Source organism: Citrobacter sp. Cpo126, assembly GCF_030332445.1.
GTDB lineage: Bacteria > Pseudomonadota > Gammaproteobacteria > Enterobacterales > Enterobacteriaceae > Citrobacter > Citrobacter portucalensis.
This window is the reverse complement of the sequence record NZ_JAOWHT010000014.1, coordinates 19,192-33,189: the sequence shown is the minus strand read 5'-3', so window position 1 is coordinate 33,189 and position 13,998 is coordinate 19,192. Positions and strand designations below refer to the sequence as shown.

10 protein-coding genes are annotated in these 13,998 nt (G+C 53.3%); 3 read left to right on the top strand and 7 right to left on the bottom strand.

The window, feature by feature from the left end:
• Positions 1–96: 96 nt before the first annotated feature.
• From yhdP to csrD, 7 genes are all read right to left on the bottom strand, one after another.
• Positions 97–3,897 carry an AsmA2 domain-containing protein YhdP gene (gene yhdP / locus OGY17_RS00220; protein WP_020996360.1) on the bottom strand — a complete coding sequence of 1,267 codons (3,801 nt, stop codon included), beginning with the start codon at positions 3,895–3,897 and terminating at the stop codon, positions 97–99.
• Positions 3,898–4,008: 111 nt separating this feature from the next.
• A complete protein-coding gene (gene rng, locus OGY17_RS00215; protein WP_003025190.1) occupies positions 4,009–5,478 on the bottom strand; it encodes a ribonuclease G in 1,470 nt (489 codons plus the stop codon).
• Positions 5,468–6,061 carry a Maf family protein gene (locus tag OGY17_RS00210; protein ID WP_008785959.1) on the bottom strand — a complete coding sequence of 198 codons (594 nt, stop codon included), beginning with the start codon at positions 6,059–6,061 and terminating at the stop codon, positions 5,468–5,470. Before OGY17_RS00210 ends, rng begins: the two co-directional genes overlap by 11 nt.
• A 7-nt stretch (positions 6,062–6,068) precedes the next feature.
• Entirely contained in the window at positions 6,069–6,557 is a 489-nt protein-coding gene (mreD, locus tag OGY17_RS00205) for a rod shape-determining protein MreD (protein ID WP_003025196.1), read from the bottom strand.
• The gene (gene mreC / locus OGY17_RS00200; protein WP_008785960.1) at positions 6,558–7,580 is read right to left on the bottom strand and encodes a rod shape-determining protein MreC; all 1,023 of its coding nucleotides are present in this window, start codon (positions 7,578–7,580) and stop codon (positions 6,558–6,560) included.
• 66 nt (positions 7,581–7,646) lie between these two features.
• Positions 7,647–8,690 (bottom strand): rod shape-determining protein MreB, encoded by a 1,044-nt coding sequence (gene mreB, locus OGY17_RS00195; protein ID WP_000913396.1) that lies wholly within the window; start codon positions 8,688–8,690, stop codon positions 7,647–7,649.
• Between the two features lie 306 nt (positions 8,691–8,996).
• Complete coding sequence (csrD, locus tag OGY17_RS00190) at positions 8,997–10,937, bottom strand: RNase E specificity factor CsrD (protein WP_008785962.1); 1,941 nt, start codon at positions 10,935–10,937, stop codon at positions 8,997–8,999.
• A 225-nt stretch (positions 10,938–11,162) separates the two neighbouring features.
• Between csrD and acuI the strand changes: the two genes are divergently transcribed.
• The 3 genes from acuI (at position 11,163) to msrQ (ending at position 13,861) form a co-directional block, all read left to right on the top strand.
• Positions 11,163–12,137: an acrylyl-CoA reductase (NADPH) gene (acuI, locus tag OGY17_RS00185; protein ID WP_008785963.1), complete on the top strand. Its 975-nt coding sequence runs from the start codon at positions 11,163–11,165 to the stop codon at positions 12,135–12,137.
• A 119-nt stretch (positions 12,138–12,256) separates the two neighbouring features.
• Positions 12,257–13,261: a protein-methionine-sulfoxide reductase catalytic subunit MsrP gene (msrP, locus tag OGY17_RS00180; RefSeq protein ID WP_008785964.1), complete on the top strand. Its 1,005-nt coding sequence runs from the start codon at positions 12,257–12,259 to the stop codon at positions 13,259–13,261.
• Positions 13,262–13,861 carry a protein-methionine-sulfoxide reductase heme-binding subunit MsrQ gene (msrQ, locus tag OGY17_RS00175; RefSeq protein ID WP_008785965.1) on the top strand — a complete coding sequence of 200 codons (600 nt, stop codon included), beginning with the start codon at positions 13,262–13,264 and terminating at the stop codon, positions 13,859–13,861. It abuts the gene before it with no gap.
• Positions 13,862–13,998 lie beyond the last annotated feature (137 nt).

The following is a 13,998-nucleotide window of genomic DNA, read 5'->3' as shown; positions in this document are numbered from 1 at the left end:
CAATGCCGGATGGCGGCGTGAACGCCTTTTCCGGCCTACGGACTGCGGTAGAAGATCACTGTACTGAGATTGGGGCAATTACTCGCCCCCGTCAAATCATTGCTGGCTTTCTTTGCGCGGCTGACGCAGAACTTCGTTAATCTGCGGTTTATCGACCGGACCGGTGATGCGATAACGCAAAATCGAAACTTTGCTCCACAATGGTCCCAGAACCTTACTGGCAGCAAACACCGCCGCACCGACAATCGGGTTGACAGCAAACGCAGCGGCAACCCCTACGGTGGCAGAAATTTCAGGCGCGACAATGGCTTCCATATCCAGCTCCCGACGGACCAGGTTCACTGAGCCTTTCATCGCAATGTCTGCCTCCAGACCATCCACCAGCGTGTCGTCGGTATGCATCACACCATCTTTGATCCACGCCGTACTGCGAATCGAGTCGAAATAGAAACCTTCACTGAAGGTATCGCTAAAATCAAAACGCAGTTTACGTAGCAACGCATCAAAGCTCAGCAGTCGCAACAGTTGCCCCGCATGCCCGGTACTGAGTTCGGTAAGCTCACCTTTACCCAACCGGGTACGCAAAATCCCATTCAGCGAAGCTTCGTCCGGATCCCACGGCGGGTTACGCCAGTGCAGGTCATACTCCACGTTGAACGAAGAGTTACGAATCGGGGTCGATACGCCAAAGAAACTGGCAGCGGAGTCAATTTTACTGCCGCTCAGTTTACCCTTCAGTGACGTTCGTTCTTTGCCCGGCGCATTCACCCACACGCCATCGGTGGTCAGTCTGGCAAAGCCCGTATCCAACAGACCGTTGCTCAACGTTAGCGTGTCGCCTTTAATTGCTACATCGGCATCAATGCGCCCATATTTCTGTCCCCACATCCAGCACTCGGCACAGCGTAACTGAAGGTCCGGCCAGCCGCGGAAGCTGAAGTTGTCCACGGCGGAAAACGGCGAGGCTGATGTGTTCCCCGGTGACGCTTTCGCCGCGCTAGGGTTGTAATAAAGATACTTAATATTGGCCAGCCATGGCGCATTATTGCGCATCGCCAGCGTGGCGTTAATTTCACGACCCTGCGCCTGTACGATGGAGCCATTGCTCGCAGGCTCAGACACAATACTCAAATTATTCCACTGCTGACCGCCCAGGGATAACGATGGCGTACGCACGGTGATGCGTTGTGGGAAGTTGGCATTAGTGCCAACGTTATCCGCTGCGCCTTTTTGGAACAACGCCAACCATTGCGCGCCATCCATAGGGGGAAGATTAAGCTCAATGCCTTGCTGATCGGGTAACGCGGGCACAGTACGGCTTTCCGACGTCCAGATAGCGCGGTCAAGCGTCAGTTTCTGATTCAGCAGCCAGCGGCTGTTAAAGTGGTTCTTACTGCCAGCATTACCGGTCAGTTCAAAGCTGCGCAGATTACCGTTGGCCTTAACATTCACCGGCAACGCTTCACCGGGCGCCTTATTCAGCGGAGCAGGTAAGTGACTACTTACATTCTTCAGGTCACCCTTTAGCTCAATGTCGTAGGTCGGCCCGGCATGATATGGAAGATCGATACCCACTTTGCCATTCCACGCCATGCTGCCACTTAACGCATCGTTGACCTGCGCCGGTAAAATCCCCATGCGGGTTGGCTGCCAGTCGCCTTGCAGGTTCACGGCTACCTGATAGGCTTTCGCCCCTTCGGTGGTAGAGAAGTCGACGTTCAGCGGCTGATTAAACCAGTTCGCCGTCATCGGCTCGCTCTTCAGATCGCCGTTGATAAAGCTGAATTTACCATTCAAATTCTTCAGCGTGCTGTCGAGTGGTTTAATAAACAGGCTGTTATTACGCAGGTTGACGTCGCCTTTGGCGGTAACCAGCGAGCCGTCTAGAGGAATATCAAGATGTAAGCGAGCATTCACATCACCGTCAATTTGCAACTGTTCCAGCGTGGCGCCGAGAGAATCCTTCAACGGAGTCTCATCAAAATAAGGTCCAACCGCCTTGCCTGGCCCGTTGATATCGGCATCAATCAGCAGCTTTTCTTTTGCATAGTCGGGAATATTAGCCGTCAGGTTACTGGCCTTCACGCCGCCTAGATTGACGCTATCCGTCTTCATCCAGAGGCCATCGTTAATGAAGTTCAGTTCGATATTGAGATCGGTTAGCGCAGGCCAGTCAGGTTGGAAAGCAAACTTCGCATTGCGTAGCGGCACCAGGACCTGAAACTGCCCTTCATTGTGCAGATACGGGAACAGATTCGGGTTACCGCCATACACCAGCGTGGCGTTATCCGCCTCGCCGCCCTGAATAGCGCCGCTGAGGTAGTCAACCAGATCCTTACCCATCAGGTTTTCCGGGAAATAACGCCAGGCCTGGGAGCCATCGTCGGTACTGATACCGGCCAGAATGCCCAACCATGGCTCATCATCAGCCGGTTGCAGATAGCGAAAACCACCGCGCGCATGTACCGCTTTCGCTTTAACATCAATGTTGCGCCCGTCTAACTGGAAGCCTTTATCATTCTTCAGCCAGCTTAGCGTCGCCACGCCGTTCTCTATTTCCAGCGGCGCGCGGAAGACGGTTTCATACGGCATTTTTGCTTGTTTCATGGAGGCGGTGAGCGCCCCATTTTCAACGCTGCCCGCAAGCGTACCGGAGAAATGTTCTGCCCCCGGCAGCAGCTTCCACTGTTTCCAGGCCAAATCGGTCCACGAGGACAGGAAGCGGGTTTTTTCTGTCGCCTGTAACGGGATATCCAGCGCAAGCACGTCTATTTTGCCGCTGGGTTGCGTGGCCCGCCAGATATCACCCAGCGCAGGTGATAACCTGGACGCCATCGGACGCAGCCCTTCTAACCCGGCCAGTTCCAGATTACTGGCGCGAATGCGTAGCTCATCACTGCGTTTGTTATTCTCACCACCGACTTCCTGCTCAGGGATCCAGGCCAGCGTTAATGCCCCGCTCGGCCAGGGCTTATCATCCATGGTGATACGCGTATCGGGAATAGAGAATTGCCAGCCCGGCTCTTCACGGCTGATGTGCGCCGTCAGATTATCGACGGAGAGCGTGTGCGTACGATTTTCACCCAGCCAACTAGCTCCGCCTTTTTTCAGCCAGACATCGCCACCAGAAACGACGCCTTTGCTGATCGTCATCCATGCTTCCAGGCTAAAACGCGCGGTTTGTAGCGCGACATTATCCTGCATCCATTTGCCCAGCCATGGTTTGACGTCGATGTCGTCTGCCTGCAGCCAAACTCGACCGTTATTCAACAGCCCTTCGTCATCACGCAGATCCATACGCACCTGCATAATGCCGTGCTGTCCAGTCAGGCTGGAGAGGCTGACCTGACCCTCGGCGCGATGCCGATTTTTACCATTCAACCAGGTAAGCTGGGGGATCGCCAGTTCAGCACGTTGACCTGAGAGGGTTATAAAGCTGATATGGCTGTCGCGTAGATCGAAATGATCAAACTGACGCAGGAAGAGATCGCTGAGATGGCCGGTTTCAATCCCATCTCCGCCTTCGCTGCGCTGGATAGGCGTATTGGTGCGCAACTGCAGTTGCCAGAAGGTGAGATCGCGAAACTGCCAGCGCATGTGCAGCAAACTTTGCCAGACATCCAGCGCCAGCGTGACGCGTTTTACCGAAAATTCTCCCCCATCTTTCAGCTGCGCATGGATATTGCGCGCTTCAAGCGTAGGACCGAAATTTTGCCAGCTGGCAGAAAGCTGGCTAGCGGAAACAGGCAGACCTGTGGCGGATTCAATCTTGCCAAGAATGGCCGGACGCCAGCTATCAAGATGAGGTAACGCAAGGCGCAGTCCACTGACCAGCAGCGCTGCGATGACAACGAATGCGGCTCCAGTGAGCAGTAAAATCCCCGGCAATCGCCTCACGCGCCTCTCCTTGTCTACCAAAAAATATGACTCACACCCCTTGAGTGAATATTGCCGGATAACGGCGCTTGCGCCTTATCCGGCTTACATGCGCGGGTGCCACTACACGATTTACATCATGACGACGTCGAACTGCTCCTGGTTATACAGCGGTTCGATTTGTACTTTGACCTGTTTGCCGACAAAGATCTCAACTTCCGCCAGCGCATGTGACTCTTCACCTTTCAGGGTTTCAGCCACTGCCGGAGAGGCATAAACCAGGAAACGGTCAGAGTCATATGCATGGTGTACGCGCACGATTTCGCGCATGATTTCATAGCATACGGTTTCCACCGTTTTCACCGTACCACGCCCATGGCAGGTCGGACACTCGTTGCACAGTACATGTTCCACGCTTTCACGTGTGCGTTTGCGCGTCATCTCCACCAGGCCCAGCTGTGAAAAACCGTTAATGCTGGTTTTTACGCGATCCTTGCTCAGAGCCTGCTCCAGGGAGTGCAGCACCCGGCGACGGTGATCTTCATTATTCATGTCGATAAAATCGATAATGATAATACCGCCGAGGTTACGCAGACGCAGCTGACGAGCAATGGCCTGCGTTGCTTCAATATTAGTATTAAAGATAGTGTCGTCGAGATTACGATGCCCAACAAACGCGCCGGTATTGATATCGACGGTGGTCATCGCTTCGGTTTGATCGATGATCAGATAGCCGCCGGACTTCAGCTCAACTTTGCGTTCCAGCGCGCGCTGGATTTCATTCTCAACGTCAAAGAGATCAAAAATAGGCTGGCGCCCGCTGTAATGTTCCAGCTTGCTGGTCATCTCGGGGATATATTCCGCAGTAAATTCCAGTAACGCCTCATAGGTCAGACGGGAGTCGACGCGGATGCGGTCAAGCTGCGCATCGGCAAAGTCACGCAACACGCGCTGTGCCAGGGCCAATTCACCGTACATCTGGTAGCGCGTTTGCGGGCGCTTTTTACGCTCCATGACTTTCGTCCAGACGCGCTTCAGGTAGGCAGCATCCGAGGCCAGATCCTCTTCACATACGCCTTCCGCCGCCGTGCGAATGATGAAGCCACCCTGCTCATCGCAGTAATCCGCCACCACTTTTTTCAGGCGTTCGCGTTCGGTTTCGCTTTCGATACGTTGGGATACGCCAACGTGCGAAGCCCCCGGCATAAAGACGAGATAACGGGAAGGAAGCGTGATGTCCGTCGTCAGGCGTGCGCCTTTAGTTCCCAACGGATCTTTTACCACCTGCACCATCAGATCCTGACCCTGGCGCACCAGTTCAGAGATGTCGCGTACGGTGAACTGTTTTTGTTCTTCACCCGCCACGCATTCGGTGTGCGGCATGATGTCAGAAGCGTGAAGAAATGCGGCTTTATCCAGTCCAATATCTACAAAAGCCGCCTGCATACCCGGAAGTACACGACTTACACGACCTTTGTAGATATTGCCTACGATTCCGCGTCGCGCCTCACGTTCAATATGAATTTCCTGCAGAATACCACCATCAATGTAAGCCACCCGAGTTTCCGATGGCGTTACGTTTACCAACAATTCAGCCGTCATGTTTATCCCTTTTCTCACGCAGTGCGTTAAAATTGGTCAGCAACTCATACGTTTCTACCAGCGGTAAGCCGACTACGGCGTGATAGCTACCATTTATCTTCCTGACAAAACAGCCACCCAACCCTTGAATACCGTATGCACCTGCTTTATCCATTGGTTCACCGCTGGCAACATAGCCCGCGATGTCCTCATCGGTTAGTGCTCTGAATGTCACTTCCGTCACTACCAGGCAGTCCAGACTGTGCTGGCGATCGGCCAGTGCCACGGCCGTCATAACTTGATGCGTTTTGCCCGACAGTTTGCGCAGCATTGCTGCGGCATGGTCGGCGTCGTGCGGTTTTTCCAACACTTCGCCATTAAGGATAACGATGGTATCCGCACCCAATACCGGCAAATCGCGCTGGGCCAGCGCTACGCCAGCCTGCGCTTTTTCGCGCGCCAGACGGGAAACGTACTGCTGCGCGCTTTCCTGCGGGTGCCGCTGTTCTTCAATCCCTGGGACCAGTCGTTCAAACGTAACACCAAGCTGAGCGAGCAACTCCTGACGACGTGGAGAACCTGAAGCAAGATACAGAGTATTCATATCAACCTTATTGCACCGCAAACTGCTGACGGACTTTACGCATCAGTAAGAATAGCCATGGCCAAAGCACACCATTCACTACACTACTCCAGAACACTTCAGGTCTGAAAGAGACGTTGATCACTAAAAACTCGGCCCAGAAAACAATAATATCCACGACCAGTGATAACAACATGACCACCAGCGCCTGTTGCCAGAGCGCGAGGTTTCGGAATAGCTGGAATTTCAACGCGACCAGATAAGCAATGATACTCATCGACAATGCGCGCACGCCAAGCGTGGAGCCGCTGATGAGATCCAGTATGGCACCCACCACAAATCCCGTGCCCACATTTACGCGATGCGGCAGTGCCAGGATCCAATACAACAAGATGAGCAGCACCCAGTTTGGCCGGAAAACCAGAATGTCATCCGGCCAGGGCATGACTTGCAGCAACAGTGCAATAAGGAACGAGAGCCAAATCACCCAACGTCCCTGGCTACGATAGCTTGCCACTTACTGTCCTCCCGGCTTACGCGGAGCAGGTTGTGGCGGCGTGGTATCTGCGGGCGCTGGAGCCACGCCTGTTGCAGGTGCTGGTATTGGCGCAGGCGGTCCCATGGTATCTGGTGCAGGCAGAACTTGCGGCATCATTTGCATCAGACGTTCATTAGCAACGCGGTGTACTTCTTCCGGCGTCATCGGGTTTGCGCCATTACGATCGGCACCCCACAACAGCAGCAGATAGCGCAGACGCTGCAGACCCGCGGTCGGGCGAGCCTGAATCACGGTATAAGCGCGCTGAGTGTCCAACTTAACGGAAGAAACAACAGCAACCGGATAACCTTCAGGGAAACGTCCACCCAGACCCGAGGTGACCAGCACATCGCCAACGCGAATGTCGGTGTTGGCTGGCAGGTGTTCGAGTTGAAGATCGTCGGTGCAGCCGTTACCCGCAGCGATCACGCGGATATCATTACGCAGTACCTGAATGGGCAGCGCATGCGTCGCATCGCAAATCAGCAGCACGCGGCTGGTCAATTTAGCCACCGCCACGACCTGACCTACTACGCCTTTGTCGCTAATAACCGGCTGGCCTTCGTAGACGCCGTTAACGCTCCCTTTGTCGATCACGACCTGATCGCTGTAAGGGTCATTAACCGTTGAGATGACCTGCGTCACCATCTTTTGTTCGTCCTGACGCAATGGCGATCCCAGCAGCTCACGCAAACGCGCGTTCTCCTGTTTGTATTGCCCCAGCATCAGCAGTTCGCTGTTTTTCAGCAGCAGTTCCTGACGCAACGCCCGGTTTTCAAGTTCGAGTTGGTCACGCGAAGCCAGCGTTTGCGACACGCCGTCGAGTAATTCACGAGGACCATTTGAGATAAAGTAGAAAGGACTGACGGCGGTATCCATGTACGTTCGGATTTGACTAAACGTACCCAGGCGGCTGTCGGCAATAATAACGCCGAGCGCCACCAGCACCGCCAGAATAAGGCGAATCTGTAGCGACGGGCCACGGCTAAAAATTGGCTTCATAGTCTATGCGTATTCTCGTATCAGAGCGGAAGGGCAACCCGCGGGGGCTACCCAACCTGCATCCGATTACTCTTCGCTGAACAGGTCGCCGCCGTGCATGTCGATCATTTCCAGCGCCTTGCCGCCGCCGCGCGCCACGCAGGTCAGCGGATCTTCAGCAACAACAACTGGAATACCGGTTTCTTCCATTAACAGACGGTCAAGGTTACGCAGCAGCGCACCGCCACCGGTCAGCACCATACCGCGTTCGGAGATGTCAGACGCCAGTTCCGGCGGGCACTGTTCCAGTGCAACCATTACTGCGCTCACGATACCGGTCAGTGGTTCCTGCAGGGCTTCCAGAATCTCGTTAGAGTTCAGGGTAAAGCCGCGCGGAACGCCTTCAGCCAGGTTACGACCGCGAACTTCGATTTCGCGCACTTCGTCACCCGGATAAGCGGAACCGATCTCGTGTTTAATACGTTCTGCGGTCGCTTCACCGATCAGTGAACCGTAGTTACGACGAACATAATTAATGATGGCTTCATCGAAGCGGTCGCCGCCAATACGGACAGAAGAGGAGTAAACCACGCCGTTCAGGGAGATAACGGCAACTTCAGTGGTACCACCACCGATATCCACAACCATTGAACCGGTTGCTTCAGAGACTGGCAGACCCGCACCGATCGCGGCCGCCATCGGCTCTTCGATCAGGAAGACTTCACGAGCACCTGCGCCCTGAGCGGATTCACGGATCGCACGGCGTTCAACCTGAGTTGCTCCAACCGGTACACACACCAGTACGCGCGGGCTTGGGCGCATGAAGCTATTGCTGTGCACTTGCTTGATAAAGTGCTGGAGCATTTTTTCAGTCACGAAGAAGTCAGCGATAACGCCGTCTTTCATTGGGCGAATTGCAGCGATATTGCCCGGCGTACGACCCAGCATCTGCTTCGCATCATGACCTACTGCAGCCACGCTTTTCGGCGAACCGGCACGATCCTGACGAATGGCCACAACAGAAGGCTCATTCAATACGATGCCTTGTCCTTTTACATAAATAAGGGTATTCGCGGTACCCAGGTCAATGGACAGGTCATTGGAAAACATGCCACGAAATTTTTTCAACATACTAAGGGATAATCCTGAAAGCTGGGGCGGAAAACAAAATCCGCTTACTTTACCAACCACACGCAGCAGCGACAAGGCGCAAAAATCATCTGCTACGGTGAAAATTAGTGCAGTTCGTTTCCTTTGTTACAAAACCGGCCTGAGTCCATCAGGGCTGAATAAATCAGCAGCACTCCTCGCTTTTGTTTGCAACCTGTCAAAGGTCATTCACCTGCATGTTTGCTGTTACAACCTGGCGAGCAGGCAAGCACACCCCCAGAAGGCACAGCGCGCGTTATTCTACGTGAAAACAAATTAAACGGCAGGTTAAACCGAGTATCTTTGCGAATATTTTTTCACGTTAGTGTCAAGTGGTTGTGATGCGGCAAAAAAATCTCCTTGCCCACCCGCAACTCCGCGTTCTGTCAGCGTATGCCACTCACTACGCGAACGTACGCCCGTGGCGTAAACCTGCGTGGGTGTTTCCGAACAGGCCTCCACCAGGCTTTGAACCAGAAGCTGATTTTCCGTTCGCTTATCAATGTTCCTCACCAGACTTGGATGAAGCTTCAATAACTCAACGTTAAGCTCTTTGATCCAACTGGTGCTCACCAGCGTTAACCCCGCCTGCGTCACGGCAATACGCACGCCCAGCGCATTCATCAATCTGATGACGGGCTGTAACCGGCTGATATGTTGACAGACATCTGCCTCAGCAAGTTCAATAATTATGCGTTTGCGTAATGATTTTTCGCACTGCATCAGCGTATCACGCAGCCAGCGCTGAAAACGTGGACGAATAAGCGATTCAACCGTTGTCTGCATCGCCAGATTTTCCTGCGGCCAGTAGCCCAAAAGCAGGATCAGACGGCTTATCTGCAAACGGTCATATTCTTCTGCCAGACCAAATTGCAGGACCATCGGCATATATTCCGCCGAAATGACCTCTTCGTTGCCATCAAAAATACGGCACATCAACTCCCGATGGTGCACCCGGCCTTCACGCGTTACTGCAGGCTTTTGATAAATTCTCGGCCCGCCCCGGCTGAGCATCTGTTCGATCAGCGTTCGCCAGCGTACGTTGCCCCGACCTTTTTCCGGCAGCGAGTCATCATAGACCGACCAGCTATTTCCTCCCTGCAATACCGAATTCCGGGTGGCGGCTTCAGCATGATCCATCACTTGCTCCGGCGACTGACCGCTGCGGCAAACGCAAATGCCAATATGAACCATATCGGCACGATCGATCATTTTATTAGCCGGAAGTGCATCTACCGCTTTTAATAATTGCCCGGCGATACTTTCCGCCTCTTTCAGCGTACGGTGCGGCAGCAGGATAGCAAAATCGCTACGGTGGTAGCGCGCCAGCAACGCGCCCGGATAGCGCGTCATAAAAGTCGACAACAAATTGATCAGCATCGAGATTTGTTCTTCCGCGAGGGTGATTCCCCAGCTATCACGCAGCAGCGTAAAGTCCGGCAGGCGCACCATCATCACAACGCCATGCGAGCCTACTTTTTCCTGATCTTCCAGCAGCGTGGCCAGTTGGTTATCAAAGAACAAGCGGTTGCTTAGCCCGGTTTTTGTATCCTGCGCGACATAGGAACGAATCAGCGTATCCAGGCGGCTGCGTTGCTCGCGGGCATTTTGAATTTCAGTCAGCAGCATATCGAGCGCACTACTGGTACGCGCAGGCCATTCATAGACCGTTCCCCGCACGTTCGGTCCACGTTCGCCGTTCAGAATACGTGTGGAACGAATCTCCAGCAGCTCCTGACCCGAAAGCTGACGCTGAAGCCAGCGCACAGACAAAAAGAGCATCAGAATAATGAAAGCAATGGCTATCGTGAGCGGCGCGGTGGTCAGTAGCGAATGGAAATAGTTACCCATCGGATCCTGATAAACCAGACGCAATGACATACCCGGATGCTTGACCAACGGTACGGTAATCTCGCGGTAGAGATTGTTTGTCCCTGCCGGTCGGTAGCTGCTGGTGCGTGAGTGGTCATACACCACGTTTTCGCCCTGCAACAGTTCGATGCGCACGATATCAACAGAAACCATCAGTTCATCTATTTGCGGGGTTAACGCAACGACATCTCTGGAGACCAGATGCGTATCAATCGCCGTCGCGACCGCATGAACGCGCGTAGTGAACTTATATTGAATAGCGTTGTAGAAACTCAGCGAACAGCCGATCAGAGTCACGAAGATCGTTAACCCAGTAAGCAGCGTGACAAAAGCTGAAAATTTCGTCGTTAATCGCATCCTTGTGTTAACTCCGACAGTTATGAAACAGGCCTGAAAGTGATAAATCGACTCTAAAATGCAAAACTGACCGCAAAATCCGCCAATTTATACAAACTGTGAGGGCATACTACCAAATCAGGTATATCTGGCAATTTATTGCGCAGAATCGGCATCATGTTTTGATTAGCGAGTATAGTCTTCATTATTAATTTTCCAATCCACTATACGAATTGAGGACAGGTTATGCAGGCTTTGATCTTAGAACAGCAGGACGGAAAAACCCTCGCATCCGTTCAACCCCTCGACGAAAATCAGCTACCGGAAGGCGATGTAACGGTGGATGTCCACTGGTCAAGCCTGAACTATAAAGACGCCCTGGCTATCACCGGCAAGGGAAAAATCATTCGTAATTTTCCGATGATTCCTGGTATCGATTTCGCTGGTACCGTGCGAGCAAGCGAAGATCCCCGTTTTCATGCGGGTCAGGAGGTTTTACTGACCGGTTGGGGCGTAGGTGAAAATCATTGGGGTGGACTGGCAGAACGCGCACGCGTGAAAGGCGACTGGCTGGTTGCGCTGCCAAAAGGGCTGGATGGACGTAAAGCCATGGTCATCGGTACCGCTGGCTTTACCGCCATGCTTTGCGTCATGGCGCTTGAAGATGCAGGAATTCGTCCGCAAGACGGTGAGATTGTCGTCACTGGTGCCAGCGGAGGCGTGGGCAGCACGGCCGTTGCGTTACTGCATAAGCTGGGTTATCAGGTTGCGGCGGTTTCGGGTCGTGAAAGCACCCACGACTACCTGAAAAGCCTGGGCGCTAATCGTATTCTTGGCCGCGATGAATTTGCTGAATCTCGCCCGCTGGAAAAACAGCTGTGGGCTGGCGCGGTGGATACCGTTGGCGACAAAGTTCTGGCGAAAGTCCTCGCGCAGATGAACTACGGCGGCTGTGTTGCCGCCTGTGGCCTGGCGGGCGGTTTCGCTCTGCCAACCACGGTAATGCCATTCATTCTGCGTAACGTTCGTTTGCAAGGAGTGGACTCGGTGATGACCCCGCCGACACGCCGTGCAGAAGCCTGGGCGCGTCTGGTTAAGGATCTGCCGGAATCTTTCTATGCTCAGGCGGCAACGGAAATTACGCTGGCGGATGCGCCGAAGTTCGCCGATGCCATCATCAATAACCAGGTGCAAGGCCGTACGCTGGTGAAGGTGAAGTAACAGACCCTGGCGCAGAAATTTACACTTAATTAACGAAATTTCGCGGCACATCTACAGACTCCCTGCCATATTAACTACGCGTCCCCTGTCAGTTATGACGCGTAAGCCGGGAGTCTGTTATGAAGAAATTACGTCCATTTACAGAAGCCGACGTCACTGACGAGTCGGCTTTTTTTATGCAGCGTCGCCAGGTGCTGAAAGCATTAGGGATCAGCGCAGCCGCGTTGTCTTTACCCCACTCTGCGCAGGCTGACCTTCTGAGTTGGTTTAAGGGTAATGACCGCCCGCCCGCGCCCGCGGGAAAGCCGCTTGATTTCAGCAAGCCCGCCGCCTGGCAAAATTCGCTTCCTTTAACGCCAGCGGATAAAGTTTCTGGCTACAACAACTTCTATGAATTCGGTCTCGACAAAGCGGATCCGGCAGCCAACGCGGGTAGCCTGAAAACCGATCCGTGGATATTAAAAATCAGTGGTGAGGTCGCCAAACCACTCACTCTCGATCACGATACCTTGACCACCCGTTTCCCGCTGGAGCAACGGATTTACCGCATGCGCTGCGTGGAAGCCTGGTCAATGGTCGTGCCGTGGATTGGTTTTCCGTTACATAAACTGTTGACGCAGGTAGAACCCACCAGCAATGCGAAGTATGTCGCGTTCGAAACGCTGTACGCTCCGGAGGAAATGCCAGGACAAAAAGATCGCTTTATTGGCGGCGGGCTGAAGTATCCCTATGTTGAAGGGTTGCGCCTGGATGAAGCGATGCACCCACTCACACTGCTTACCGTGGGGGTTTATGGTAAGGCCCTTCCGCCACAAAATGGCGCGCCCATTCGCTTAATTGTGCCGTGGAAATATGGATTTAAAGGCATTAAGTCGATTGTGAGTATCAAACTCACGCGCGAACGCCCTCCGACAACCTGGAATCTGGCCGCGCCCAATGAATACGGGTTTTATGCCAACGTGAATCCGCATGTCGATCATCCCCGCTGGTCCCAGGCCACAGAGCGTTTTATTGGCGCTGGCGGTATTCTGGACGTACAGCGTCAGCCCACGCTGATGTTTAACGGCTATGCCGAAGAGGTTGCGTCACTGTATCGCGGACTCAATTTGCAGGAGAATTTTTAAGTGCGACTGACCGCAAAGCACATTACCGGGCTGAAAGTTTGCCTGCATCTTGCCGGTTTTTTGCCGTTTATCTGGCTATTTTGGGCGATAAATCACGGCGGCCTGAGCGCCGATCCGGTCAAAGATATCCAGCACTTTACCGGTAGGACAGCTCTGAAATTCTTGCTGGCGACCTTGCTGGTCTCTCCACTCGCGCGCTACGCTAAACAGCCATTATTGATACGCACACGTCGTCTGTTAGGGCTATGGTGTTTCGCCTGGGCAACACTGCATTTAACCAGCTACGCGTTACTGGAACTGGGCATTAATAATCTGGCGTTGTTAGGGCGGGAATTAATTACGCGACCTTATTTAACCTTGGGCATTGTCAGTTGGGTCATATTATTCGCCCTCACCTTAACGTCCACGCAGACTGCACAGCGAAAGCTGGGTAAAAACTGGCAGTATTTGCACAACTTCGTCTATCTTGTGGCGATCCTGGCACCCATACATTATCTGTGGTCGGTAAAAATTATCTCCCCTCAACCGATTATTTATGCAGCGCTCGCTGCGGTGCTGTTAGCGTGCCGTTACAAGAAGTTTCGCCAGTGGTGGCGGTAGTTTCACGATATGTGCAGTGCGTTGCAAAACACGGACGATCCGATTTTCTTTACATGTTAACGGTTGATTATCTTCCCTGATAAGACCAGTATTTAGCTGCCAATTGCTACGAAATAGTTATAATGTGCGACTTTGCT

Bases quoted from the DNA above. Each gene is read 5' to 3' on its own strand.
- rng (WP_003025190.1), bottom strand. From the start codon at position 5,478: ATGACGGCTGAATTGTTGGTAAACGTAACGCCATCGGAAACTCGGGTG.
- OGY17_RS00210 (WP_008785959.1), bottom strand. From the start codon at position 6,061: ATGAATACTCTGTATCTTGCTTCAGGTTCTCCACGTCGTCAGGAGTTG.
- mreC (WP_008785960.1), bottom strand. From the start codon at position 7,580: ATGAAGCCAATTTTTAGCCGTGGCCCGTCGCTACAGATTCGCCTTATT.
- mreB (WP_000913396.1), bottom strand. From the start codon at position 8,690: ATGTTGAAAAAATTTCGTGGCATGTTTTCCAATGACCTGTCCATTGAC.
- csrD (WP_008785962.1), bottom strand. From the start codon at position 10,937: ATGCGATTAACGACGAAATTTTCAGCTTTTGTCACGCTGCTTACTGGG.
- acuI (WP_008785963.1), top strand. From the start codon at position 11,163: ATGCAGGCTTTGATCTTAGAACAGCAGGACGGAAAAACCCTCGCATCC.
- msrP (WP_008785964.1), top strand. From the start codon at position 12,257: ATGAAGAAATTACGTCCATTTACAGAAGCCGACGTCACTGACGAGTCG.